Origin of the sequence: Aeromonas sp. R10-1 (assembly GCF_040908465.1) — a bacterium.
GTDB lineage: Bacteria > Pseudomonadota > Gammaproteobacteria > Enterobacterales > Aeromonadaceae > Aeromonas > Aeromonas caviae.
The window spans coordinates 1-26,029 of record NZ_JBFODT010000024.1 but is presented as its reverse complement, the minus strand read 5'-3'; the positions used below and the strand labels follow the sequence as shown (position 1 = coordinate 26,029).

The 26,029-nt window shown below is 58.9% G+C and carries 26 protein-coding genes; 11 read left to right on the top strand and 15 right to left on the bottom strand.

The genetic code is table 11. The features are described from left to right. Positions 1-10 precede the first annotated feature (10 nt). The 5 genes from rbsA to AB5Y93_RS11600 all read left to right on the top strand — a co-directional run bounded on the left by rbsA (position 11) and on the right by AB5Y93_RS11600 (position 5,466). Positions 11-1,540 carry a ribose ABC transporter ATP-binding protein RbsA gene (rbsA, locus tag AB5Y93_RS11620; protein ID WP_319899863.1) on the top strand — a complete coding sequence of 510 codons (1,530 nt, stop codon included), beginning with the start codon at positions 11-13 and terminating at the stop codon, positions 1,538-1,540. Next, positions 1,537-2,505 (top strand): ribose ABC transporter permease, encoded by a 969-nt coding sequence (gene rbsC, locus AB5Y93_RS11615; RefSeq protein WP_039040774.1) that lies wholly within the window; start codon positions 1,537-1,539, stop codon positions 2,503-2,505. The genes rbsA and rbsC overlap by 4 nt, the downstream gene beginning before the upstream one ends. Positions 2,506-2,535: 30 nt before the next feature. After that, a complete protein-coding gene (gene rbsB / locus AB5Y93_RS11610) occupies positions 2,536-3,411 on the top strand; it encodes a ribose ABC transporter substrate-binding protein RbsB (RefSeq protein ID WP_010674790.1) in 876 nt (291 codons plus the stop codon). Positions 3,412-3,508: 97 nt separating this feature from the next. Further along, complete coding sequence (gene rbsK / locus AB5Y93_RS11605; protein ID WP_368229397.1) at positions 3,509-4,441, top strand: ribokinase; 933 nt, start codon at positions 3,509-3,511, stop codon at positions 4,439-4,441. Further along, the gene (locus tag AB5Y93_RS11600; protein WP_103243100.1) at positions 4,441-5,466 is read left to right on the top strand and encodes a substrate-binding domain-containing protein; all 1,026 of its coding nucleotides are present in this window, start codon (positions 4,441-4,443) and stop codon (positions 5,464-5,466) included. Before rbsK ends, AB5Y93_RS11600 begins: the two co-directional genes overlap by 1 nt. An 89-nt stretch (positions 5,467-5,555) precedes the next feature. Here the strand turns inward: AB5Y93_RS11600 and AB5Y93_RS11595 are convergent, their stop codons facing one another. The 15 genes from AB5Y93_RS11595 to AB5Y93_RS11525 form a co-directional block, all read right to left on the bottom strand. Then, positions 5,556-7,205, bottom strand: coding sequence for a GGDEF domain-containing protein (locus AB5Y93_RS11595; protein ID WP_368229395.1), 1,650 nt, complete (start codon positions 7,203-7,205; stop codon positions 5,556-5,558). After that, positions 7,202-7,660, bottom strand: coding sequence for a hypothetical protein (locus tag AB5Y93_RS11590; protein ID WP_010674793.1), 459 nt, complete (start codon positions 7,658-7,660; stop codon positions 7,202-7,204). The genes AB5Y93_RS11595 and AB5Y93_RS11590 overlap by 4 nt, the downstream gene beginning before the upstream one ends. A 106-nt stretch (positions 7,661-7,766) precedes the next feature. Beyond that, complete coding sequence (gene cobB, locus AB5Y93_RS11585) at positions 7,767-8,540, bottom strand: Sir2 family NAD+-dependent deacetylase (RefSeq protein WP_010674794.1); 774 nt, start codon at positions 8,538-8,540, stop codon at positions 7,767-7,769. A gap of 72 nt (positions 8,541-8,612) precedes the next feature. Next, on the bottom strand, positions 8,613-9,227 hold the full coding sequence (locus AB5Y93_RS11580) for a GNAT family N-acetyltransferase (RefSeq protein WP_288212345.1): 615 nt from the start codon (positions 9,225-9,227) through the stop codon (positions 8,613-8,615). Next, positions 9,228-10,478, bottom strand: coding sequence for a response regulator (locus tag AB5Y93_RS11575; RefSeq protein ID WP_279989322.1), 1,251 nt, complete (start codon positions 10,476-10,478; stop codon positions 9,228-9,230). Between the two features lies 1 nt (position 10,479). After that, on the bottom strand, positions 10,480-14,403 hold the full coding sequence (locus AB5Y93_RS11570) for a transporter substrate-binding domain-containing protein (RefSeq protein WP_368229606.1): 3,924 nt from the start codon (positions 14,401-14,403) through the stop codon (positions 10,480-10,482). 54 nt (positions 14,404-14,457) lie between these two features. Then, positions 14,458-14,754, bottom strand: a complete 297-nt coding sequence (gene ihfA / locus AB5Y93_RS11565; RefSeq protein WP_005300715.1) for an integration host factor subunit alpha — start codon at positions 14,752-14,754, stop codon at positions 14,458-14,460. Between the two features lie 3 nt (positions 14,755-14,757). Further along, a complete protein-coding gene (gene pheT / locus AB5Y93_RS11560) occupies positions 14,758-17,145 on the bottom strand; it encodes a phenylalanine--tRNA ligase subunit beta (RefSeq protein WP_368229393.1) in 2,388 nt (795 codons plus the stop codon). A 12-nt stretch (positions 17,146-17,157) separates the two neighbouring features. Then, entirely contained in the window at positions 17,158-18,141 is a 984-nt protein-coding gene (pheS, locus tag AB5Y93_RS11555) for a phenylalanine--tRNA ligase subunit alpha (RefSeq protein WP_043155490.1), read from the bottom strand. A 397-nt stretch (positions 18,142-18,538) separates the two neighbouring features. Further along, positions 18,539-19,525 carry a tyrosine-type recombinase/integrase gene (locus AB5Y93_RS11550; protein WP_368229391.1) on the bottom strand — a complete coding sequence of 329 codons (987 nt, stop codon included), beginning with the start codon at positions 19,523-19,525 and terminating at the stop codon, positions 18,539-18,541. A gap of 327 nt (positions 19,526-19,852) precedes the next feature. Further along, positions 19,853-20,725: a putative phage abortive infection protein gene (locus AB5Y93_RS11545; protein ID WP_368229390.1), complete on the bottom strand. Its 873-nt coding sequence runs from the start codon at positions 20,723-20,725 to the stop codon at positions 19,853-19,855. Between the two features lie 56 nt (positions 20,726-20,781). Continuing rightward, complete coding sequence (locus AB5Y93_RS11540; protein ID WP_368229389.1) at positions 20,782-21,183, bottom strand: hypothetical protein; 402 nt, start codon at positions 21,181-21,183, stop codon at positions 20,782-20,784. After that, positions 21,176-21,538 (bottom strand): hypothetical protein, encoded by a 363-nt coding sequence (locus tag AB5Y93_RS11535; protein WP_368229388.1) that lies wholly within the window; start codon positions 21,536-21,538, stop codon positions 21,176-21,178. Before AB5Y93_RS11535 ends, AB5Y93_RS11540 begins: the two co-directional genes overlap by 8 nt. Continuing rightward, positions 21,535-22,812, bottom strand: coding sequence for a hypothetical protein (locus tag AB5Y93_RS11530; RefSeq protein ID WP_368229386.1), 1,278 nt, complete (start codon positions 22,810-22,812; stop codon positions 21,535-21,537). The genes AB5Y93_RS11535 and AB5Y93_RS11530 overlap by 4 nt, the downstream gene beginning before the upstream one ends. 29 nt (positions 22,813-22,841) lie before the next feature. Beyond that, a complete protein-coding gene (locus AB5Y93_RS11525) occupies positions 22,842-23,537 on the bottom strand; it encodes a LexA family transcriptional regulator (protein ID WP_288212350.1) in 696 nt (231 codons plus the stop codon). A gap of 122 nt (positions 23,538-23,659) precedes the next feature. Here AB5Y93_RS11525 and AB5Y93_RS11520 point away from each other — a divergent pair, with 122 nt between their 5' ends. The 6 genes from AB5Y93_RS11520 (at position 23,660) to AB5Y93_RS11495 (ending at position 25,678) form a co-directional block, all read left to right on the top strand. Beyond that, the gene (locus AB5Y93_RS11520; RefSeq protein ID WP_368229385.1) at positions 23,660-23,857 is read left to right on the top strand and encodes a Cro/CI family transcriptional regulator; all 198 of its coding nucleotides are present in this window, start codon (positions 23,660-23,662) and stop codon (positions 23,855-23,857) included. 21 nt (positions 23,858-23,878) lie between these two features. Further along, entirely contained in the window at positions 23,879-24,148 is a 270-nt protein-coding gene (locus AB5Y93_RS11515; RefSeq protein ID WP_103260159.1) for a DNA-binding protein, read from the top strand. A gap of 37 nt (positions 24,149-24,185) precedes the next feature. Next, entirely contained in the window at positions 24,186-24,695 is a 510-nt protein-coding gene (locus AB5Y93_RS11510) for a phage regulatory CII family protein (RefSeq protein ID WP_368229384.1), read from the top strand. Positions 24,696-24,708: 13 nt separating this feature from the next. After that, positions 24,709-25,161: a hypothetical protein gene (locus tag AB5Y93_RS11505; RefSeq protein WP_048207735.1), complete on the top strand. Its 453-nt coding sequence runs from the start codon at positions 24,709-24,711 to the stop codon at positions 25,159-25,161. Positions 25,162-25,226: 65 nt separating this feature from the next. After that, positions 25,227-25,415: a hypothetical protein gene (locus AB5Y93_RS11500; protein WP_048207736.1), complete on the top strand. Its 189-nt coding sequence runs from the start codon at positions 25,227-25,229 to the stop codon at positions 25,413-25,415. 2 nt (positions 25,416-25,417) lie between these two features. After that, positions 25,418-25,678 carry a DNA-binding transcriptional regulator gene (locus AB5Y93_RS11495; RefSeq protein WP_139737673.1) on the top strand — a complete coding sequence of 87 codons (261 nt, stop codon included), beginning with the start codon at positions 25,418-25,420 and terminating at the stop codon, positions 25,676-25,678. Positions 25,679-26,029: the final 351 nt, after the last annotated feature.

Below are 26,029 nucleotides of genomic sequence, written 5' to 3'. Positions count from 1 at the left end.
GAAGCTGCAAATGAGCACAACCTCCCCCCTCTCACCCATTCTGGAGCTGACCGGGATCGTCAAGACCTTCCCCGGGGTACGCGCCCTCGACGAAGCGGGTCTTCGGGTCTATCCGGGCCAGGTGATGGCCCTGCTCGGCGAAAATGGCGCTGGCAAGTCGACCCTGATGAAGGTGCTGACCGGCATCTACCAGGCCGATGCGGGCAGCATCAGCTATCGCGGCCAGCCGGTTCACTTCAAGGGCCCCCGTGACTCTCAGGATCAGGGGATCAGCATCATCCACCAGGAGCTGAACCTGCTGCCGGAGTTGTCGATCGCCGCCAATATCTTCCTCGGCCGCGAACCGCGCACCCGTTTTGGCAGCATCGACCACAAACAGCTGCGCGAACGGGCCAGCACCCTGCTGGCGCGACTTGGCGTCAAGCACGGCCCTGATACCCGACTCGGGGATCTCTCCATCGGTGAACAGCAGATGGTGGAGATCGCCAAGGCGCTGTCGTTCGATGCCAGCGTCATCATCATGGACGAGCCCACCGATGCGCTGACCGACACCGAGACCGAGCAGCTCTTCACCGTCATTCGCGAACTGCGCGAGCAGGGCTGCGGCATCGTCTATATCTCCCACCGCCTGAAAGAGATCTTCGAGATCTGCGATCGGGTCACCGTGCTGCGGGATGGCAAGTGGATCGGCGAGCAGGCGGTGAGCGAGCTCGACGAAGACAGGATCATCGAGATGATGGTGGGCCGCCGGCTGGAAGAGCAGTACCCGCGCCTGGTACGCGAGCTCGGCCCGGTTAGCCTGCAGGTGAACGATCTGGCTGGTCCCGGCGTGCGCGGGGTGAGCTTCTCCCTGCGCCAGGGGGAAATTCTGGGCTTTAGCGGCCTGATGGGCTCCGGCCGCACCGAGCTGATGAAGCTCATCTACGGTGCCAGCCCCATCAGCGCTGGCCAGGTGACGGTGGATGGCCACGCCCTGGTACCCAGAAGCCCGGCCGATGGTCTGGCCGCCGGCATCGCCTATATCTCCGAGGATCGCAAGGGCGACGGCCTGGTGCTGGAGCTGTCGGTGCGCGAAAACATGAGCCTGTGCGCCCTCGGCGAGTTCATCCGTGGCGGCAAGATTGACGGCCAGGCCGAGCGCCAGGCGGTGGGCGACTATGTGCGTCTGTTCAACATCAAGACCCCGAGTCAGGATCAGCTGATCAAGCTCCTCTCCGGCGGCAACCAGCAGAAGGTGGCCATCGCCAAGGGGCTGCTGACCCGGCCCAAGGTGCTGATCCTGGATGAGCCGACCCGCGGCGTCGATGTCGGCGCCAAGAAGGAGATCTATCAGCTCATCAACCAGTTCAAGAAGGAGGGGATGAGCATCATCCTGGTCTCCTCCGAAATGCCGGAAGTGCTCGGCATGAGTGATCGCATCATGGTGATGCACGAAGGGCGCATCAGCGCAGAATTCAACACCCGCGATGCCAATCAGGAGAAGCTGATGGCAGCGGCAGTCGGTAAACAGTGGCAAGCAGAGCAAGAGGCAGCACAATGACAACCCAAACCCTTTCCCGCCGCGGCGTCATGAGCAAGGCCTGGTGGATCGAGAACAAGTCCCTGGTCGCGCTGCTGGTGCTGATTGGCGTGGTCTCCTTCCTGAGCCCCAACTTCTTCACCGCCGACAACCTGCTCAACATCCTGCGCCAGACATCGGTCAACGCCATCATGGCGGTCGGCATGACGCTGGTCATCCTGACCGCCGGCATCGATCTGTCGGTCGGCTCGGTACTGGCTCTGTGCGGCGCCCTGGCCGCCACCATGGTGGCCATGGAGCTGCCCATCGGCCTGGTGATCCCCCTCACCCTGGGGGCCGGCGCCCTGCTTGGCAGCATCAGCGGCCTCATCATCGCCAAGGGCAAGGTACAGGCGTTCATCGCCACCCTGGTCACCATGACCGCCCTGCGCGGCGTCACCATGGTCTACACCGAGGGGCGCCCCATTTCCACCGGCTTCAGTGACGGCGCCGATCACTTCGCCTGGCTCGGGACCGGCTACCTGCTGGGTCTGCCGGTGCCCATCTGGCTGATGGCCATCGTCTTCCTGCTGGCCTGGTACCTGCTCAACCACACTCGCCTGGGCCGCTACATCTATGCCCTCGGCGGCAACGAATCGGCCACCCGCCTCTCCGGTATCAATGTGGATCGGGTCAAGCTCGCGGTGTATGGTCTGTGCGGCATGCTGTCGGCACTGGCCGGGCTCATCGTCACATCCCGCCTCTCCTCCGCCCAGCCCACCGCCGGCATGGGGTACGAGCTGGATGCCATCGCCGCCGTGGTGCTGGGGGGCACCAGCCTGATGGGGGGCAAGGGCCGTATCATGGGTACCCTGATCGGTGCCCTCATCATCGGCTTCCTCAACAATGCCCTCAACCTGCTCGACGTCAGTTCCTATTACCAGATGATCGCCAAGGCCAGCGTGATTTTGCTTGCCGTGATGATCGATAACAAAAGCAACCGTTAACAAGCCACGCCACACACAAGGAATGAAATGATGAAAAAGCTCAATACCCTGCTCGCTGCCGCCATCATGTCCGTGCTGGGCACCGCCCAGGCCGCGGATCACACCCTGGCGATGGTGGTCTCCACCCTCAACAACCCCTTCTTCGTCACCATGAAGGAGGGTGCCGAAGCCAAGGCCAAGGAGCTTGGCTACGAGCTGGTGGTGCTGGACTCCCAGAACGACCCGGCCAAGGAGCTCTCCAACGTGGAAGATCTCACCGTGCGCAAGGTCAACGCCATCCTGATCAACCCGACCGACTCCGAAGCGGTGGGCAACGCCATTCGCCTGGCCAACAAGGCGAACATCCCGGTGCTGACCCTGGACCGCGGCGCAGCCCAGGGTGACGTCAAGGCCCACATCGCCTCCGACAACGTGGCCGGTGGCAAGCTGGCTGGCGACTTCATCGCCGAGAAGCTGGGCAGCGGCGCCAAGGTGATCCAGCTGGAAGGGATCGCAGGTACCTCCGCCGCCCGTGATCGCGGCGAAGGCTTCGCCCTGGCGGTCACCGCCAACAAGCTGCAGGTGCTGGCCTCCCAGCCCGCCGACTTTGATCGCACCAAGGGGCTGAACGTCATGGAGAACCTGCTGGCCGCCCATCCGACCGTGCAGGCAGTGTTCGCCCAGAACGACGAGATGGCGCTGGGTGCCATCCGCGCCGTGCAGGCCGCCGGCAAAGAGGTGATGATCGTGGGCTTTGACGGCACCGACGATGGCAAAGCCGCCGTGGCCAAGGGTAAACTGGCCGCCACCGTGGCCCAGCAGCCCGCCCTCATCGGCGCCATCGGCGTGGAAACCGCCGACAAGGTGCTCAAGGGTCAACCGGTGGAAAAATCCATCCCGGTACCGCTGCAAATCGTCAACAAGTAAGTTGTTGGGGGAGGTTCGCCTCCCCTCTCTTTTTCCGCCAGTGCCGCCTGGTCTGGGCCCACCCAGACCAGGATGTACTCAACCAAGGGTGATAGGAATGAATCGTCTCGTAGTCCTCGGCAGCGTGAATGCGGATCATGTGCTGCGCGTCCCCCACTTTCCCCGCCCCGGTGAAACCCTGACCGGCCACAGCTATCAGGTGGTGCCCGGCGGCAAGGGCGCCAACCAGGCGGTGGCCGCCGCCCGCCTCGGCGCTCCTGTCTCCTTCATCGCCCGCATCGGTGATGATGCCATCGGCCACCAGATGAAAACCGGGTTTGCCAACGACGGCATCGATGTCAGCGCCGTCGAACTCGACCCCAGGCTCCCCACCGGCATCGCCATCATCTATGTGAGCGACGAGGGGGAGAACAGCATCGGCATCTCCGCCGAAGCCAATGGCGCCCTCACCCCGGCCGTGGTGCAAGGTCACGAGGCGATGATCGCCGCCGCCCACACCCTGCTGCTGCAACTGGAAGTACCGCTCGAGAGCGTGGAGGAAGCGGCCCGTCTGGCCCGTGCCCACGGCACCCGGGTGGTGCTCAACCCCGCCCCCGCGCGCCCGCTCTCAAGGGATCTGCTGGCGCTGGTGGATCTCATCACCCCCAACCAGACCGAGGCCGAGCTGCTGACCGGCGTCAAGGTGACGGACGAAGCGAGCGCCCGGGAGGCTGCCGCCCGCTTCCACCAGATGGGCATCGGTGAGGTGATGATCACCCTGGGGTCTCAAGGGGTCTATTGCAGCAAGGGGCAGCAACAGGCGCTCATGCCGGGTTTTCGGGTCAAGGCGGTGGATACCACGGCGGCCGGGGATACCTTCAACGGCGCCTTCCTGGCGGCCGAGCTCGCGGGCGCCGACTTTGACGCTGCCGTACGCTTTGCCCACGGGGCGGCGGCACTCTCCGTCACCCGGTTTGGTGCCCAGAGCTCCATTCCGAGCAAGCAGGAGGTCGATACCTTCCTCCTTGAACAGACTGCGCAGGGGCACTGATGGCCAATATCAAGGAGGTGGCTGCGCTGGCGGGAGTGTCGACCACCACTGTCTCCCACGTCATCAACGAGACCCGCTTCGTGGCCGAAGAGACCCGGGAGCGGGTCTTCGCGGCCATGCGCGATCTCAATTATGCCCCGAGCCTGGTGGCCCGCAGCCTCAAGGTAAAGGAGACCAACAGCATCGGCATGCTGGTCACCACCTCCAGCAACCCCTTCTTCGCCGAGGTGGTGCGCGGGGTGGAGCGCTACTGCTTCGAGCAGGGTTACAACCTGATGCTGGGCAACACCGAAGGACAGGCCGAGACGGCGCTCTCCTACCTCAAGATGATGCTCAGGAAACGGGTCGACGGCCTGCTCATCATGTGCAGCGAAGGGCAGCAGGAGGTGTTCAACCAGCTCGACTGGCTCAAGAGCCTGCCGGTCGTGGTGATGGACTGGGGCATGGAGAACGGCGAGGTGGATCTCATCGCCGACAACTCCCATCGTGGCGGCTACCTGGCAACCCGCCACCTGCTGGGACTGGGTCACACTGCCATCGGTTGCATCACGGGCCCCCACAGCCGCGCCCCGGCCAACCAGCGCCAGGCGGGTTTCGAGCAGGCGATGCAGGAGGCCGGGCTCACCGTCAATCCGGGCTGGATCCAGGAGGGAGACTTTGACTGCGCCAGCGGCGCCGCCGCCATGACCCGCCTGCTGGCACTGCCAGAGCGTCCCACCGCGCTGTTTGTCTGCAACGACATGATGGCCATGGGTGTCATCAGTGCCGCCCATCAGGCGGGGCTGGTGATCCCCCGCGATCTCTCCATCGTCGGCTATGACAACGTGGCGCTGGCCCAGTTCATGTCCCCCCCGCTCACCACGGTCAATCAACCGAAAGAGGAGCTGGGCCGCCTCGCCGTCACCCGGCTCTTGGCACGCATCAACGGCGAGCCCATCGCAAACCGCATGATCACCGTGGATCCGGACCTGGTAATCAGACACTCCTGCACTCCCTTTTCCTCACCGGACAGCAAACCAGTTTAAGTGCCAGCAAGCAGCAGAAGGGCGGCCATGAGCCGCCCTTCTGTGTATTGTCTCCTTGGCATCGGCCCCCAGACTGCACAAGCCACCACTCAACTCAGCTTGAGATCATCCTCTTGCTGTGCCTCTCCCCGGGGAGCCAGGCGCAGCAGCCCCAGCGCCGTTGCCAACGGCTGGAGCAGCGCCTCGTACCCAGAGGGTGCTGGCAGCCAGTAGCGAATTGGCCAGCCCGCTTGCAGCAGTTCGGGGGCGCTGCTGCCAAGCTCGCTCAGCGCCAGCATGCAGCCACACTCGCGCATCTTCTCAAGCAGGGTGGCATCCTGTATCAGCGCAGGCAATGCCAGGATCAGCCTCCCCTGTGGCAAGGGGGGCAGGCTCGCCAGCAGAGGGGCCAGCTGGGCAGGCTGATGAAGCCTTACCAGCAAGGTGCCACTGCATGGCTCTTCTGTCAGCCATCGTGCCATCACGGGCCCAAGGACACCACGCTCCTGCATCCAGCCCACGTCACAGGGCTGCTGGCTCACCCGCCAGCGCAGGCTGACCGCCGTCACCGGCACGCCCTGCTCGTCTCTCATCGGCTCACAGAGGGTCTCCAGGGGGGAAGGGGCGGCCCCCGCCAACCATTCCCGCAGTTGGTGCAGCTGCCGCTGGGCCATGTGGAGGTCAGCCTTCATCGCACTCTGATACCACACCAGGGTGGTCCCCTCACGCTTGGCCTCGTTCAATGCCAATATGGCCTGCTCCAATAGCTCATCGGCATCCTCGCCACCCTCGCGCCTGGCCACTCCGAAGCGAGACGCCAGATCAAAGCTGCTTTCCCGGGTCACGAACTCAAACTGCAACAGGCTCACCATGGCGGCCATGCGGGCATCGAGATCTCCCTCTTCGTCGTCTAGCACCACGGCGAACTCATCGCCCCCCAGCCGGTACGCACGGCCCGGGCATGCCTGACGCAACCGGGCCGCGACCGCCTGCAACAGGCGATCACCAACCTGGTATCCGAGCAGATCATTGACCTGCTTGAACCGCTTCAGATCCAGCACCGCCAGCGCCTGGACCCGATCTTGCAGCAGGGATTGCCTGAGCTGCCCCTGCAAGGCCCGACGGTTGCCAAGCCGGGTCATGGGATCGAGCAGGGAGAGGCGACGATTCTGCAGATTGGTTCGAATGAGGGCAAAGACCAGCACACAGCCCATCACCAGCAGGATCAACTGCCAGATCTGGATCCAGAACAGGCTCTGGCGCAACTGGTTGAGGGAGGCTTCCCGCTCCTGGCCGGAAAGGATCTGATCCCCAATCTGCTCCACCTGATGGATCAAGCCGGTCAGCCGGACGAGGGCAAGATCGAGGGCTTTCCCCCTCTTCAGCTCCCCGGACTGCATCTGAGGATCCAGCCCCTTGAGTTCGTCAAAGAGCCGTTCAAGCACCTCCCCCAACCCATGCCTCGCCCGCGCATCGGCGGTCTCGGTACTGATCAGGAACACATCCAGCCGGTTCCACAGCAGATCGTAATCCAGGCTCAGGGCCGCCATGTCGAGCGCCCCGGCACGGTAGAGGCGCACATCATAGAGAAATCGCTGGGACTCCTGCATTACCTGGCTGATGTTCCAGTGGGTGTTGCGGTAGAACATGTCAACGAGCTGCTCGTGCCGACTCTGCAGCAGCAGACCCCAGAGGGACGAGAAGAGAAACAGCAGGGAAATGGCTGCAAGCAGCAGGTTATCTCGCTGTCGCCGCGTCACGGGACAACCTCGATGCGGATCACCTGCCAGACCATGTTGTTGTGGATGGCGGACACATCCATGTCGGGATGGGCCGAGAGGGGGACCAGCAGCCAGAGCGGCCCTTTATTGCGACGGGTGAGCGGTTTGTCATCCTGGTAACGCACCAGGGTCAGCGGCACCTTGGCAAACAGGGAGAGATCAACCCGCTGCTGGTAGCCATTGAGTGCGGCGACATCGATGGCGCTGGCACTATCCACCTGCTGCGCCGCCAGCACGCTCTTCAGGGTCGGGCCACGATAGCGGTGAGTGCCGAGGGTCCAGGGCGTCGCCGTCTCGAATTCCACTTGTGGCAAGGCGGCCAACGCCGCCTCATCCAGGGTGATTTCCCGCTTGTCCGGCAGGATCAGTTGCAATAGCGAAGAGGAGGAAGCCTGGGTACCGAACGAGAAAAGCACCAGCAGGAGAGAGGCCATCCCGCGCGTTGGAAAGTTCATGACATGTTGTGCCAACTGCATCTTGAAGTTAGGTGCCAGTGTGGCGATTTCAGTGGGTCAATGCAACTGTGTGAAAAATCAATAATTAGGGCCCCCGCATCTCCATCCAGTTATGGCCCTCGACGGAGAGAGGCTGATGCACTCCGCAACTTTGCAGGAGTTCATCCACAAAAGCGGGCACCAGCAAGGAAGCCGGACCATAACGTTTTTCATCAAACTGGCTGCCCACTTCGCTCGGCTCCAGATTGAGCTCCACCGTATGGGCACCGTTCAGGCCGGCCTCATGGACGAATCCGGCGGCAGGGTAGACCGCCCCGGAGGTCCCGATGGAGATGAAGAGATCGCACTGTGCCAGGGCCGAGTAGATGCGGTCTAGCCCGAGGGGCATCTCCCCGAACCAGACCACATGGGGGCGCAGCGGGTGGGGAAACTGGCAGCAGGAACACAGCTCTTCCTGATGGAGATCCCCGCGCCACTCGATCACCTGACCCGAGCCCGGGCAGCGGGCCTTGAGCAACTCGCCGTGCATGTGGATGAGGTTCTTGCTGCCGGCACTCTCGTGCAGGTTGTCGATGTTCTGGGTGACCAGGGTGACGCGCCCCGGCAGCAAGCGCTCCAGACGGGCCAATGCATAGTGGGCCGGATTGGGGTGGATCTCGGCGCGCTGCAACTGATGGCGCCGCGCATTGTAGAAACGTTGTACCAGTTCGGGATCCCGCGCATAGCCTTCAGGGGTGGCCACGTCCTCCACCCTGTGCTCTTCCCACAGGCCATCACAGGCCCGGAAGGTCTTGATACCGGATTCGGCCGAGATGCCGGCACCGGTGAGGATCACGATATGTTTGGCTGACTGCACCATGGTTGTTCTCCTCCAACGGGTAACAGGCTGACCTTAGCACAGGAGCAAGAAGCGGCCCATTCGCCCTTGGTCTTAGGTCGATGGGAGCACAAAGCTCGCCATGGGCGCGAGATCCAGCCTGGCAAAGACCATCTCCCGTCCTGTCACCAGGGTAAGCGGCAACCCGAGCCCCTTGAGCAGAGCCAGCATGGGGCGATTCTGGCCGAGCACTTCCGCCGTCCACTCCCGGATCCCCTCCCCGTATGCCAGTCGCGCAAGCGCCAGCAGGATGCGACGCCCGGCGCCGCGATGCTGAAAATGATCCGCGACGATGCAGGAGAACTCGGCCCTGTCCGGGTGCAGGCGCCGGCGCACGGACTGGGCCATGGCAAGCGGCGTCCCCTGCTCGTCGGTCAGCAGCAATCCTATCTGGGGTTCTCTGGGGTAGTCGAGAAAGAAGGTGAGCTGCTCGGCCGTCGCAGGCTGCTTGGCCCGCATGAAGCGCAAATAGACGCTCTGCTCGCTCAGGGCGTCATAGGCCGCGCTTATCCGCTCCGGGTCGCTGCCCGCCAGCTCCTGCAAGCGGCAAGTCAGCCCCCCCACCACCATCGTCATCGGCAGGGCGGCCCGAGAGGCGGGAGCCGTCCAACCCGACATTCCCTGCCACAAGCGCGGCTCATCGAGCGGCCAGCAAAGATAGCGAGCCATTCACCAGCGCCCTGCCACGCCGCGATCCTGCCACTGGGCGGCATCCTGCAGGTTGAAGGGGTCGTCGAGGTAGAGCGCGATGCCAAGCTCCCGGGAACGCTGGATGAAGCGGGCCAGCAAGGAGTCGGCCGCCATCGCCTCCAGTTCGGGCAGCAGGTGTTGCCCGAGCAGCAAGGATTGCAACGGCAGACGCTCGATGAGATCAAACGGCAGGTGCTGGGCATGATCGAGCAGCAACGCGAGCCTAGCCCCCGCGAGGCTCGCCTGCAGCACCAGGGCGAAACGGTCCGCCTGGCTCAGCAGGTGATCCCGTCGATGGATGACCAAGGTCAGCTCGCTTGCTTCTCGTCCATGCTGCTCGAGCCAGAGCTTGAGCGGCTCCCAGTGAGGGGAAAGGCCGCTCAGGCTCAGCCAGATCGGCAGCGTGCAGGAGGCCGCATCTGCCAGCAGCCCAAGCTGTCCTCTCGCCTCTCCCTGCCAGCTACGCACGGTGCGCTTGAGCCCGCCCAGCCTGCGCTGACGCTGGGGGCCAAGATAGAGCATTTTGAGCAGACGCAGCAGATCGTCGCTTTGCAGCGGCTTGGCCAGGGCGGCCAGCACGTTGAAACCCGCATCGTGCAGGAGACGCCGGGCGCCGTCTATCAGGGTCTGATCATGAGCGGAGAGCAGGATGATGGGCAGACCGCTGTGGCGATACTGGGGATGGCTCATCAGCAGGCTGATGGCATCCTGCTCCGCCAGACTGAGATCACAGATAAGCAATCTCACGCCCCCCTCTTCCAGCGCCTTGAGGCACCCTTCGCCATCCTGAACCCAGTGGCAGGGCAACCCCAGTCCCTGAATCTCCTGCTGAATGCAGGCTCCCTGGAAGGGGTGATCTTCGAGCAGCAGGATCTGACACTGGGCGAGCCAGGCACGCCACCCCTGCTCCCGTGCCTGCAACCCCTCGAGCCAGGGATCGCTGAGGCGATAGATCCCCGCCCCGGGAGCCAGCAGATGAGGCAGATAGTCGGCCCCCTGATGAGAGGCAGGATCAAACAGGGCGATGGCCCCGGCGGCAAACAGTCCTTCCCATTGCCAGCCGGCATCGGGTCGGGTGCGGTGCAGATTGGCATAGGCCGGCAGCCCCACCCCCTTGACCGCCTGATGGGAGACGGCGTCCAGGGCATAGACGCTGACCGGGTAAAACGTTGGCTCCTGGCTGTCATCAGACTCCAGCAAGGCCATCAACTCTTCATCTGTGATGATCATGTCATGCTCTCTCGCCCAGTTGTCGGCAGACCTCTTCCACGCACTGCCTCAAGGCGGCTCCAAGGGGATGTCCGGGGGCCTCCTGCCAACGGTCGATCACCTCTACCAGGGGGGTAGCCCCCACCATTTTGGCGGCCCCCTTCATCTTGTGTAAAGCCGTATTGAGGGCCTTCTCGTCCCCTTGTGTGACACACCGCTCAATGTCGGCCAGATCCTGGTGAACCGATGCCAGATAGATGTCAACGAGGGCCGGGCTGAGGGACACGGGCAGGGAAAGGGCTGCCGTTGGCTGCGGTGCCTTCCCCCCTTCATGGGGGCCAAAGACGGTACGAAGCAATACGGCCAGATCCCTGAGCAAGACGGGTTTGTCCAGATGGCCCTGACAGCCGCATTCCGCCAGTCGCTGCGCCGCCTGCTCGCTGAGATCCGCGGTGATCACGTAGACGGGTAGATGCTGCCAGCGTTCATCGGCGTGCAATTGCCTGCAGAGCTCGGCGCCGTCCATCACCGGCATCTGCAGATCCGTCAGCACCAGATCCACCGACTCCGATTGCAGGATCTCCAGTGCCAGACGGCCATTGGCCGCGCTCAATACCCGGGCCCCCAGCTGACCCAGCTGCATGCTGATCAGCATTCTGTTCACCTCGTGATCTTCCACCAGCAGCACCCGCCTGCCTGCCCCCGGCAGGTCCGTGATCTCCTCGGCGCCACGGACGAGTCTGGGCTGCAGCAGGCTGACCACGGAGCCCGGGATCCAGGGTTCCCCCTGCCAGTACCAGGCGCGCAAGCCCCCATCGTCCTGCATGGCCCCAAGGCAAGGTGCCGCCGGATCCTCGGCCACGCCAAACTCTGCGAGCCAGGCCCGCATATATTCGAGCTCCCCGGGCAACAGTTGCAGGGAGACCGTCTTGACGCGCGGTTGCCAGGGCGCCTTCTCCTGCGCATGCCTGAGGGGCAACGAGCAGAGGAAACGGCTACCCCCGCGAGCCAGAGGCTCGACCCGGATCTCGCCCCCCATCTGCTCCATCAACTGGCGGCAGATGGCTAGCCCAAGCCCGGTTCCCTGGGCTCTGGGCTGGCCAGGCTCCTCCCCTTGTTCGAAGGGCAGGAACAACCGGGGCAACAGCTCGGCACTGATCCCGGGCCCCTCGTCGTCTACCCCGCACACAATCCACTCCCCTTGTCGCCGGGCCCAGAGCACCACCTCTCCCCGCTCGCTGAACTTGATGGCGTTGGAGAGCAGGTTGTGCAGCACCTGTTGCACCCGGTGGGGATCGAGTTCCATCAAGGCGGGCAGCGCCGGGTCGAGCGCCAGGCGCAGTTGCAGATGGCGGGATCGCGCCTTGGACCAGTGCACCGCCGCCACGTGTTCGCACAGCTCCACCAGATCCGTGGGCTGTACAGAGAGGCGCAACTGACGCGTCTCGTTGCGGCTGAAGTCGAGCACGTCGTTGAGCAGCCCGAGCAGTTCATTGCCCGCCTGCCTGACATGGGCCAGAGCCGAGGCCTGCTCTGCATTGAGTCCGGTCTGCTCGAGCCACTCCAGCAAGCCGAGCATGGCGTTCATGGGGGTACGGATCTCGTGGCTCACGGCGGCCAGGAAGCGCCCCTTGGCAAGCACGGCCTGCTGGGCCTGCTCGTGGGAAAGCTGCAGGGAGTGCTCCTGCTCCACCCTGGCCGTCACATCCTGCACCACCCCGTAGATCCGCCACCCCTCCCCCTGACGGCGCCCCCTGCCGGAAAATTGCAGCCAGCGGGTTCCCTTGGCGGGGTGCTGATAGCGCAGCAGATGGGAGAAAGGTCGACCGGCTTGCAGCATGGCCAGCATGGGGGCTCGCATCTCGCGCCTGTCCTGGTGGGAGATGCGAGTCAGGGTCTCGTTGGGATTGACCCGGATCTGCTGGCTCGCCAGCCCCAGCAGTTCGTGACTGCCCCGGCTCACAAACTCCACACGGGTGATGGCTCCCCCCAGCAGGGTGAATTGCAGCACCACACCGGGCACCGTATTGGTGAGGGCGCGCAGGCGCCGCTCTGCCTGACGCAGCAGGCGGGTACGCTCGCGCAGGGCGCTGATGTCGGAGAGGGCGATCAGATCCCCTGCCGGAGCCTGGGGGCCCAGTCGCAAGGGGATCTGGGCATAGGAGTAGACCTGCTCGTGCAGCGCCAGCTCCCCTTCGGCGCCCTGCAACTGTGGCGCGGGCAGCACCAGATCGGCGGCGTAGCGCGCCTCCATGCGCTTGGCCCGCTTGTTGCGCTTGATCACCTCCCCCTTGTCATTGCGCAAGAACACGGGAACGGGGAGCGCTTGGAAGAGAGACTCCCTGAACTTGCTTTCCAGCGCCAGCGCCTGCTCTACCTTGTGACGCTCGCGGGCCTCCTGGGCCAGTTGCTGGCGGGAACGCCAGACTGACCAGATCACCGCCATGCTGATCAGCAGTGCCAGCAACACGGAGCCAAGCCAGAAACCGTAGCTGACCCCTTCCTGCTGGTTGACCACCAGGCGACGCCAGCGTTGCACCAGCTCGTCCACCTGCCGATCATTGAGGGTCATCAGGCTCTGATCCAGCACCCCTGCCAGGCTGGTCTGTTCCGGCCGGATGGCAAAGCCGAGGCCGAAACGCTCCGGCAATTCGGTGATGGTCAGCTCGCTCAACTGGTTGTTTCGAATGGGATATTGGAGCTGGTACAACTCCGCCAGCATGGCCTGGGCATCCCCATGCCGCACCGCCGCCAATCCCTGCAGCAGGTTGTCGGTCACCTCCCACTCATGCTGGCCGAACTGGGCAAGCAGGCCGGGATCATAGAGCATTCTCGGGACCACCACCTTGCCACTGACGTCCGCGAGGGAGGCAGGCCCCCTCTTGCTGCGACTGACCAGAGCATAGCGGCTGGTCGCCACCATCCGGGTGAAGTTGAACTCCTTGTTCAGGGCGGCGGACTCCATCAGCCCGACCATCATGGCGGCATCGCCACTGCGCAGCAATGTCAGCGCCTCCTCCCGATTGGCGGCGGGCACCAGCTCGAAGCGCAGTCCCGTCTGCCGACTCACTTCCCGCAAGACATCCGCACTCCAGCCAATGAGCTCTCCCTGCTGGTTGACACCGCTGTATGGCATGAAGCCGGGATCCGCCACCATCTTGATGGTGTGGGCCTTGCCGACCAGCCAGGCCTGCTCCTTGTCGGTAAAATGCAGAGGATTCACATCCTGCTCACCCTGAGGCAGATACTTGCCCAGATCCCGGTAGAGACTGCCCGGCGGCAAATAGCGGATGGCCGTATCCACCAGCTCCAGCAACTCGGGCTGGTTGCGCATCATCAGCCGGTAGCTGATGACCAGATCATCGCTGCGAAGACGGCGAAGGCGCAGCCCTTCATCCGGGAATTCCCGCATCAGGTAGCGCAGTTGCAGATAATCGCCGAGATAGGCGCTGCCCTTGCCGGCCACCAGGGCACCATACCAGTTCTCGGCATCGGTCAGCTGTTGCTGGGATGAACCAGGATAGAGACGCTTCAGGATCTCCTGGGCCTGCCAGATAGGTGACACCAGAAACTGCGCCTGATCGAGCTCACCCCGATAGAGGATGGCGGACTCCGCTTCCATCATGGCGCGGCTCAAGACGGTATCGCTCGAGTTCGACCGGGCAGGCCCGACGTGGGGAATGAGATCGCAGCGCCCGTTCAGCAGATCCTGCGTCATGGCTGCCCAGCTCGGCCGCTTCTCGAAACGCACCGGTACCGGCAACAGCTCTGCCAGCCGCGTCATGCGATCGATGAGCAGGCCCCCCTCCGCCTCCAGATAGGGAGGACGTTGCAGGGCCGGGTAACAGAAGGTCAGTCCGGTGAGCGAATCGGCATAAGCCTGGGCATCCGGTGACAGCGGGAGTATGGCGGCACGCAGTGGCAAGGCCAGCAGCGCGCCGGACAACAGAAGGATTTTTATCATCGGAACGGAAAAGCCAGGCGATTGCCTGGCTTTTTGTCACTCGTTGGGTTCAACATTTTCTACCCTGGCCTTGAGCTTCTGGCCGGGCCGGAAGGTCACCACGCGACGGGCGCTGATGGGAATATCCTCCCCCGTCTTGGGGTTGCGTCCGGGACGCTGGTTCTTCTCGCGAAGATCGAAGTTACCGAAGCCGGAAATCTTGACCTGTTCGCCACGCTCGAGCGCCTGTCTGATCTCCTCAAAGAAGGCTTCCACCATATCTTTGGCTTCACGCTTGCTCATCCCGAGCTGGGTGAACAGGTGCTCTGCAATGTCGGCTTTGGTAAGCGCCATAGATCAATCCCTCAAGGATGCATTCAACTCTTCACCGAGGGCCCGCACGACATTGTCCACGGTCTCGGCGATCTCTTTCTCCTCCAGGGTGCGCTGGGTGTCTTGCAACACCAGGCTGATGGCCAGGCTCTTCTTGTCCTCTGCCATACCAGCGCCCTGGTATACGTCGAACAAGTTTATTCCAACTAACTGATTTCCGCCAACTTTTTTAATTACTGCCAGAACGTCGCCTGCCAGGATCTGTCTGTCAACCACCACGGCGATGTCGCGACGGTTGGCCGGGAACTTGGATACTTCGGCAGCAACCGGCACCTTGGCCGGCGTCAGTTTGTCCAGCTCCAGCTCGAACATGACAGCGCGGCTCTTGAGCCCCAGCTTCTTCTCGAGGCTCGGGTGGATCACGCCGATGTGGCCGATCACGACGCCATTGCGCAGAATGGCTGCGCTCTGGCCCGGATGCAGGGCACTGTGCTCGGTACGCTCGAAGGTGAAGGTAGCCCCTTCTGCAGTCAGATCCAGTACCGCTTCCAGGTCACCCTTCAGATCGAAGAAGTCGACGGGACGGGCCTTGACATCCCAGTGCTCGTCCCCCTGGTTGCCGGTGATGATGCCGGCCAGCATGGGCTCCTGACGGATGCCGTTCTCGGCATTCTCGTCCTTGATGAAACGCAGGCCCTGCTCGAACAGGCGCACGCGCGGCTGCTGACGGTTCTGGTTGTAGACCACCGCCTGCACCAGACCCGGGAACAGAGAGACGCGCATGGCGGACATCTCGACGGAGATCGGGTTTGGCAGTACGATGGCATCGCTCTGCGGGAACAGGGTCTGCTGAGCCTTGGGATCGACGAAGCTGTAGGTGATCGCTTCTTGGAAACCGCGGTCAACCAGCAGGTCGCGCACCCGCTTCAGGGTCACCTGCCCTTCTGCCTGCTCCACCATCGCGAGGGATGCGGCGGGTTTGAGGTTCGGGATATTGTTGTAGCCGTAGATGCGGGCCACTTCCTCGATGAGGTCTTCCTCGATGGCGATGTCGAAACGCCAGGAGGGAGCCAGCGCGGTCCAGCCGTCAGTATCCACGGTTACCTGCATGCCCAGACGAGTCAGAATTTCGACCACCTGCGCATCCGCCACGCTGATGCCGATCACCTTGTCGAGCTTGGTGCGGCGCAGCTTGATGGGTGCCGCTTTCGGCAGATGGGCATCGGATTTGACTTCGATGACCGGACCCGCTTCACCGCCGCAGATATCCAGCAGCAGACGGGTGGCACGATCCATCACCTTGGCCTGCAGCTCGGGATCCACCCCGCGCTCGAAGCGGTGGGAAGAATCGGTATGCAGACCGTAGGCACGGGCACGGCCGGTGATGGAGAGCGGCGCGAAGAAGGCGCACTCCAGCAGGATGTCGGTGGTGGTCTCGGAGACACCGGTGCGATCGCCGCCGAAGATGCCGGCCATGCAGGCAGGGCCTTTGGCATCGGCAATCACCAAAGTGCTCTCTTTGAGCTTCACCTCGTTGCCGTCGAGCAGGGTCATCGGCTCATCAGCGTGGGCACGGCGCACCACCAGTTCCCCTTCCAGCTTGGCCAGATCGAAGGCGTGCATCGGCTGCCCGTATTCCAGCAGCAGGTAGTTGGTGATGTCGACGATGGCGTCGATGGAACGAATACCGCCACGGCGCAGCTTCTCCTGCATCCAGAGCGGGCTCTGGGCGTGCAGGTTCAGCCCCTTGATGACACGACCCAGATAACGGGGGCAATCGGCAGGCGCTTCAACCCGGATTGGGAAAGTTGCATCAATGGTGGCTACAGCTGGCGTCCAAGTCGGCTCGACCACGTCGACGCTGTTGAGCACGCCGATTTCTCGGGCCAGGCCTGCGATGCCGAGGCAATCGGCACGGTTCGGGGTCAGATCCACGTCGATGCTGACGTCATTGAGCGCGAGGTATTCGCGGATATCGGTCCCGATGGGCGCATCCAGCGGCAGCTCGATGATGCCATCGGCTTCGACGTCGATACCCAGCTCGCTGAAGGAGCAGAGCATGCCGTGGGAGGGCTGACCGCGCAGCTTGGCTTTCTTGATGGTGAAATCACCCGGCAGGGTCGCCCCTACTTTGGCAACGCACACTTTGAGGCCCTGACGGCAGTTCGGCGCACCGCAGACGATGTCCAGCAGCTCGGCCTCGCCCACGTTGACCTTGGTCACCCGCAGTTTGTCGGCATCCGGATGCTGGGCGCACTCGACCACTTCACCCACAACCACATTGTTGAACTGGCCGGCCACCGCTTCCACGGCGTCCACTTCCAGACCGGCCATGGTGATCTGCTCGGCCAGTGCATTGTCACTCAACTCGGTGCGGACCCACTCCATCACCCAGGATTTACTGAATTTCATGTTCTCTCGCCCTTACTTGAACTGCTTGAGGAAGCGCAGGTCGTTTTCGAAGAAGGCACGTAGGTCATTGACCCCGTAACGCAGCATGGTCAGGCGCTCAACGCCCATGCCGAAGGCAAAGCCGGAGTATTTTTCCGGATCGATGCCGACCGAACGCAGCACGTTCGGGTGCACCATGCCGCAGCCCAGCACTTCCAGCCACTTGCCGTTCTTGCCCATCACATCCACTTCGGCACTCGGCTCGGTGAACGGGAAATAGGAAGGACGGAAGCGAATCGTCAAGTCTTCCTCGAAGTAGTTGCGCAGGAAGTCGTGCAGGATGCCTTTCAGCTCGGTAAAGCTGGCATGTTCGTCAACCAGCAGGCCTTCGACCTGGTGGAACATCGGGGTGTGGGTCATGTCGTAGTCGTTACGATAGACACGGCCCGGCGCGATGATGCGGATCGGCGGCTGCTGATGTTCCATGGTGCGGATCTGCACGCCCGAGGTGTGGGTACGCAGCATCAGATCAGGATTGAAGTAGAAGGTGTCGTGATCGGTACGCGCCGGGTGGTGAGCCGGGATATTCAGCGCATCGAAGTTGTGGAAGCCATCTTCAATCTCGGGACCACGGGCAACCTTAAAGCCCATCTCGCCAAACAGGCGCTCGATGCGCTCGATGGTACGGGTCACCGGGTGCAGACCGCCATTCTCGATGCGGCGGCCCGGCAGGCTGACGTCGATGGTCTCGGCGGCCAGCTTCTGGTTCAGCACGGCGATTTCGAGGGCTTCACGACGCGCGTTCAGGGCATCCTGAACCTGCTGTTTGGCCTGGTTGATCACGGCGCCCGCTGCGGGACGCTCTTCAGCGGACAGGGCGCCCAGTCCCTTCATCTGCTCGGTAAAAAAGCCCTTTTTACCCAGATATTTGACCCGGATTTCGTCGAGGGCGGCGATGTCGCTTACGCCCTCAATTTCGGCCTTGGCCTGGCCGACTACTTCTTCAAGCTGTTGCATGTCTTCCTCGTCACCACTCCCGGAACAGGAGCCTTTAGGCTAAATAAGGTCAAGAGGGGAATAATACAAAAAAAGCCCCTTGGCTGACCATAGTTATGACGGGCTTTTCTCCCTGCAAATCATTTTGTTATATGGAAAAGCCACAAGCCAGATGCAACAGGATTGAGACAAGCGTCGTTTGTTCTAGTTTGTTGGCATATGGAAGGATAAAGCATTCATGAACCTGGCATGCTACCTGCCAACGCTCAAAAATGAGCAACAAAAAAGGAGGCCTGAGCCCCCTTTCCATGTCTAATGAAAACAACAACATACATAAATATCAATGAATTACGAGCGACAAGAGGGTACATCAAAAGCCCCGTGACGACCCTGTTTGGGGCAATTTGTGGACACTTCATCATGCGGCAGTTAGCGGGTTTTCCAGCGGGTTGAAGCGCACCGCATCGCTCAGATAGTCTAGCGCAAAGTGGGCATAGGTCATCGTTTGCTGGATGTTGTGATGGCCCAAAATTTTTTGCAGCGCGAGGATGTTACCCCCTGACATCATGAAGTGTGATGCAAAAGTGTGCCTGAAGACATGCACCGCCTGCCCTGCTGGCAGATCCGGTGCCACGGCCTTGAGCACGTCACGCACCAGCAGATAGTCGAGGTCACGGAACAGCGGGCCCCGGTTCACCCCATTCGTTATCTCCTGGCACAGATCGGCCGAGATCGGCACGGTGCGGTTCTTGCCATTCTTGGTGTTGATGTAGGTCACCCGACTGGCCAGCACATCCTCGCGGCGCAGATTGGCCGCTTCACTCCAACGCGCTCCCGTAGCCAGGCAGAGTTTGACCACTTTCAGGTTATCCCCTGACAACGCGGCCAGCACGTCGCCGATCTCGTCCTGGGTCAGGTAGCCCATCGACCGCTCGACCAGTTTAACCTTTTTCATCTCTTTGAGCGGATGCTCATGGTGGTAGTGGCCAAGATCAATGAGCACCGAGAACACCCCGCCCAGCATCTCCTGCTCACGGTTAACCGTCTTGGGCTGTCGGCCTGCGTGCAGTCGCTGTGCCCGATACTCGGAGAACAGCGCCCGGGTCACCTGCCTAGCCAAAGGTCGGCGCAGAGCTACATCTATATTGTGGAGTTTCTTACGAACCGCCTCCCCTGCTTTCAGGGTCTGGCCGTGGTAACGCCACCAGAGTTCGATAAGCTCGGAGAGCGGCCTGTTGTCTGCCGGGCGGTCCAACCACTCTTTGTTGTGCTCGGTGGCGATCACCCAGCGCTCGAACTGCTGTGCCTCAGACTTGGTCTTGAAGCGCTTGCGGATCCGCTTGCCCTCCCTCCCCTGCGGGCGGATATCGACCAGGTACCCATCGGGCGTGGACTTGATGCTCATCGACCCTCCTTATATAGGAAGGCACTCACCCATCCCCGTGGCCCACACACCGACACCGTACCCAACCACTGCACTCTCACTGTCATCACCCTCCATCAAAATACTGTGGTTTTATACAGCATTTGATGATGGTTAGCAGTGTTTAACTGAGGCTATGCCATACATGGGGAAGCTGGTGACTGTAGGCTGATGAGGTAGTGGAACTGTAACCCCATGAAATTGAATGGATTCCAGCTACTTAAATAAAGCGCATACAGTTCCAAGCTTACGGAGCCTGCTATAGAACATAGAACATAAAACACTAAGACTGCATATATTTTTTTAACTTTATAACCCATACGCTTGGGTCGAATATAGCATTTTAAGTTCACCTAAATCATATGGGCTCTTGTGAAGTTTATTTTCATCATATATTTTAAAAGTATTCATATTAATCATAAGTGTATTGAGGTCGGCTTCATATATATGTTCAAAAAATCCGTACTTTTCAACTAAACATTTAAATTTGTCACTTCGTTTATAACAAAGGCAATTAACAAACAGTAATAACAACTCATAATTTGAGAATTGAGCCCTGAGTATATTCATATAAACAGACTTTTCATCTTCAGATAGTTTACTTTTATCTATAAATTTCATTATTTGATATATATATCTGAAGTAGTGACCGATATCTGAATAGGCTTCCCGCATAAACTTCTCATACACAGAGTTTAAGTGTTCAATAAGTGCTTTTCTATAACTAGGTGTTTTTTCCGCAATCTCGTTCAATTTCCAAAAAAGTATTTTGAACTTATCTTCACTACGCAGATTAGAAGATATGTCATTATGTAAGTTCATCATACTAAAAAATGAGCTTTCAAAAACCTGCTTTTGCATAGCTTCAGTCTGCTGCTCAAATTGTAAAACCTGTGAGTTCATTTCCTTTCTTGTTGCTCTTAATTCAATTGATTGAAGAACAATAGAAATTATAACACCTGAAAAGGCTAGGCCAGAAAAAAGAGTATTTAGAGCACCATAGACATCCCCAAACTCCCCTAAACTGGGAGCAAATACTTTTCCCTTAAGAAGCTTGTCAAACATCCACTCATGAACAATCCATGTAGGATACTTCCACCATAACAGAGAAACAAATATAAAAGGCATTGAACATAAGACAACAAAAATAAAACGACGTGAAAATCCCTTAAGCCAACTCATTCTAAATGACCTTTATTATTGAACCTGATAGACCCTGTCAATACTTACAATGCTGACTACAGTCCAACATATTTAAGAAAACCGATGGCCCCGCCCACGATAGCAAGCATTGATACAATCAACCATTTTGTTTGGTTATGTAATGCTATTTGCAGGTCTTCTTTTGTAGAAAATTTTTTATCAAGTCCATCGACCTTATTATCCACGGCATCAAGCCTTGTTATAATGATATCTTGTCGTCCAGACAATAAAGTAATCGATACTTTAAGGTCATTGACATCATCCGCAACTCGTTCCATTTTTTGCTTTATTTCTGAAACATCTCGCATGATGTGGCCAACATCAGATTCTAGTTTTGCTACACGTGCTTCCATCGAACCATCCCCACCATCATTGCCAGAGTTATCTTCAAATTTTAACCTACCTTTTCGACCAGAGAAAGGAACAAGATTACTCATGGGCTGCTCCTTGATCTGGTTGGAGTTTGACTTGCTGTTCTTTCCAATCGAGGATGTTCTCAGCATTCACCAACATGATATTGCCACAACGCTTACAGGTAAGCGGGAATGAAACAATGTCATCCCCTATTACTTCGTCATGCAGTAAAAATGGGCGCACATACTCTTGAGGCGGTTGTGCAGGTTCACCAGCAGTAATGAACAGCAGATCTGCGGCGGTGGATTTATTCATTAAAGGGATGTCAAACTCATTATGATGACACAGGTTACAAGCAGCTTTGACACCGATCCCTTTATAGAAATTGATGATATCCTGTTGGGTAACTTCTCTATAGCATAATGGCAGCTTGCTCATTTATCACCCCGAATTGCTGTGACGACTTCGGAAACCTTGTTATTTCTTATAAGCGCTTCAATAATCGACGCGCTATTATCATTTCTATAAAGGCGGACGGGATTATCCGCAAAATGCAATATTATATTCTCTAAAAGCTTACCACTCATTTCACTATCTACTTGACCGGCCTCATCTTTATATCCATGATAAGCCATTGCGACCGCAACCTTGTAAGCATAATCTTCTCTTAATTTGCTAACATGGTTATACTGCTTGGCTGAAAACCAGGCCAACCAAACAAGTGGTATTGAGATGGCAATTCTAGATACGACCTCTGCAAAATCAATCCCCTTTGTAGAAAATACGGTTTCAACGAACCAAACTCCAAAAACTGTTAGTCCGATTAACGCGAAGGCAAAAAGTGTGAGCCATCTAATCTCAGGCCATTTTAGATCATCATGTCTTTTTTGGAAAGCTGATGCCATACCCTCTTGACTTGCTAGTTTTAAAATCCCATCAGCTCTGTCTATTGCTCGTCCAAATAATTTTTGAATATCTTCCTCTGTCTTCTCTATGGCGCTTAATCTCTCTGAATAAAATGATAATAAATCTGATGCGGAACTATCAAACTTAGATAATTTATCGCCTAGTTTTTTCTTTTCATCGCTTAAGCTGCCCTTGATATTCCCTATGGTTTTATCAACCTCGCTAATTTTATTTTCCATAAGGCTATGCAGTTTATTGGTTGTGGCGCTACTCACCCTCTCGAACTCACTGAAGTATGAAGTTCTTTGAGCTGAATCGACCAAGTCATAAAAATGCTCTTCTGTCAGAATAAGGTCTGAGACCATGTCATCAAACAGCTTGTAATTATCCCAGGTTGAAAAATCAACAATTTCATCATTGATATATGTTTTCTGCTGGAACTGGCTAAACAATATTGTGCAATAATATATAAATGTTCTTTCGGAACTATTAAAACGATGCAATATCTCTGGTGAGATTATAATTTTCCTCATTACGCTACATATAAAATCAATATACTTACTCCATATGACATAAAATTCATCCCTTCCATCCATCTTATTTTCATTAAAAACGTCAGCATTGACGAACTTACTAAAGCTATTAGCTAAAGCCTCAATATCACTAATTATCACCAGTGCTGTTTCAGAAGAAATATTTGCTATTAGGCTTGTTGGGCTATCTCTATCTTCCATTATTTTCTTCAACACACCGACAGATATTGACATCAATGACAATGTATATTTTGCCTTACCATGTAGAGACATGTTTTATTTCCTTAGCAAAACAGGGCGCATTAGCGCCCTGTTTGTCTTTTTCTATATGATCTGTGTTCTACCATCACGCCGATGATCTGGATGTGCTGCCGGTCAGAATGCATGGTGGGGTAATCGTCATTGAGGGGGACCAGTTCAAACACCTCTTGTCCACTCTCGTCGATGCCTCGGGGCCGGTACTTCTTGAAGGTGGCCTCTTCGCTGCCGTTCCTGGCCACGACGAAATCCCCTGGTTGGGGCGCTTCGTCGGGGTCAACGATGATGAGGTCGCCTTCTTTAAAGAAGGGTTCCATCGACTGGCCACGCAACCAGAGGCCAAAACCACAAGGGCCGACATCCACCCCCGCCGTCACATACTCGACGTTGCCATCGAAGGCCGTGGCCTGTTCACACATCTCGTGCCAGTGGCCGGCCTGAACATAGCTCAGCACAGGCACGCGCGTACCTTGCGGGATCACGGCCGGTTCGACGTTGTGATATCCGACGACTTGCTGCTCTCCTGATGACGCAGGAGCATCCCCCTCCCCCGTCAAGAGCCAGTCAACAGTGACCCCCAACGCAGCAGCTAACTCATTGAGATAGCGACCATTAGGCGTGTTCTCTCCCCGCTCCCATTGACTGATGGAAACGCGTGATACACCGACTCGTGAGCCGAGAATTTCTTGGCTATATCCGAGTCTCTTCCGTGTCTGTTTGATGCGTTCATTTATTTTCATGTAAGCAATCTTACAAGTTGCTTTCGTAGGATTTCTTGTCTTTTTTGTAAGTTTTTCCTTGCAATCATGATTCACCTAGCTTTACATTTGCTTTCGAAAGTAAACCTTACAAGGTGATGAAAATGAAGAAACAAGATGCAATTGACCACTTTGGTGGGGCTGCAAAATTGGCCCAAGCGCTGGGCTGTAAGCCACAAGCCATTTCTCAATGGCGTGACCATGTTCCACAAGGCCGTGCCTACCAGATCGAGGTGCTGACCGGCGGCAAATTGAAAGCCAGCGCGCACAGCACCCCGCAACAACCCACCCCCTGTGTTTGAACCCCCTGAGAAGGATTCACCATGGTTACTCGAATCAAACCCATCCGTATCCCCAGCGATGTGAGCCAGTTGCCGCTCGATTACCCCTTTGGCAATCGCGTCAGCGAAAGCCTGGAGGAGTACGCCAAGCGTCAGGGCTTAACGATTGGGGCCGTTAAAAAGCGCGCCGACCGCGGCCAGTTGCCCATCTTGCAAGACGGCCCGGGCGCACCTCGCGAGGTCAACCTTTACGCCCTGTTCCTGCAGGCCCGTTATCAGGCCGAGCGCTACGTCACCATGACGCTCGCGTGAATCTGCCAACACCATAACGGGTCAAGGAGACGCTCGCATGTTTACCGAATACGCCAGCAAACATCCGCACTGGATCAGCGCCTGCCAACGCTTTGCCGCCAGTCACAACATGGCCGAGATAGCCCAGCGGGCTGGCATGAATCCGCAGCTCCTGCGCAACAAGTTAAACCCCGATCAGCCCCATGAACTGACAGTAGCCGAGCTGATTGCCATCACCCAGGCGAGTGAGGGCGATGAAACCCTGTTCGATGGCGCCCTGTTTGGCTGTGGCTTGACGGCCGTTGCCATTCCCCAGGCAGAACGGGCCCCTTCCCTGCCCCATCAGGCCATCGATCTGAACGCCAAGATTGCCAGCATTGGCCAACGCGCGCTGGAGCTGACCGACCGCGGCCGGATCACCCGCTCGGAGCGCAACACCCTGGTGAGCGTGGCCACCTCGGCAATGGGATCGCTCGCCATCTTGATCCACGACATCGAGGCCCGCTTTCAGGCGGTGCCCACCCTGGCCTGCGCATCAGACATCCTGATGCAGGCCGCGACCATGTGAAGGGGAAACCACCATGCAACGCATTGAACATGAACAACGCAATTTGGCGGGCCTGACGCCCACCGAACAGCTCGCCATGAATACCGCCGGCTGCCTGCTGTTGCGCGAGCTGTTCAGTAAGACACGCTCAAGTCTGGATAACGACTGGCTGGCACTGAGCCAGACCAAGAAAGCGGCCATCTGTGCCATTGCCCGCCAGCCACGGGGCGAACTGATGACCGCCACCCTGTCAGCCCTGCCCCATGCACAGCGTGAGGCGATCAGGCTGGCTGTGATCGCGCTGGAGTATCAGAAAGCCTTTCACGGCGGTTGTGACAGCAAAGTCTGGCATCCGGCACTGAACACCAGATCCATCGGGGATATCGAGAGGGAGAAGAAAGAGAGAGCGGCAAAGCTTCGCTTGAAGCGCGCCGTGCTGGCGGCAAGCCAGATGACCGGGCAAGGCCCGCGCCCTATCGGGCAGTAAAAAGCCCGCATAACGGAGCGGCAACTCCAAGCGGGCCTCTATCAACAACGTATGAGGAAGTCGACATGGCAACTTTAGCGATCCCCTGCGCCCTGCGCAACCTTCGCATCCAGCAACGCAAGCTGACGGGCCGCTATGGCACCCGCCTTAGCCAACACCCTGACGGGATTGCGCTTATGGAACGCACCACCGCACTGGCTTGGGCTTCTCTGTTCAGCCGCATCAATCCCTGCACTCTTTCACAAGGAGCCTGACCATGCACACCCAACCAACCCAGATCAACCTGCTGAACCACCATGCGGCCAAGCGCCTGCGCCAGTTGCGGGAGCAGTTGAAACTGAGCCGCCCCAAGTTTGCCGATCAGCTCGGCATTCCAGCCACCACGCTCAAGAACTATGAGCTGGGATACCGCGAGATCGGCGGCGGTCTGTTCCTGCTGATCGCCAATCACCCGGATCTGAAATACCACTGCGACTGGCTGCTGACTGGCATCGCCACGCCGGAGGTGCAGGCATGAGCCGGATTTTTCATCCCATATCAGAACAGGAGGCACTGGCCCGGGCGGCAGAGCTGCCCCTTAACCTCGCCAGATTAACCCGTGTGCGTTTGCGCGGGTCGGAAGGGCGCAACCTGCGTGCCCAGGGCAAAACCAGCCAAGGCTGGCACCAGCTCTTTGTCACCTTGAACCGGAGGGCCTGCCCATGAGCGACGCCATCAAGATTGCCCGTCAGGCCCCCAAGCTCGTCGAAGGGCTGCTGGCCGACATGTTCGCAGCCAATGCCGAAGATAACCGCATCGCCCTGGGCGGGATTTACTCCGGCCAGCAATACATCCAGCTCCAACTGGTCGCCACCTGCAATCCGGCCGC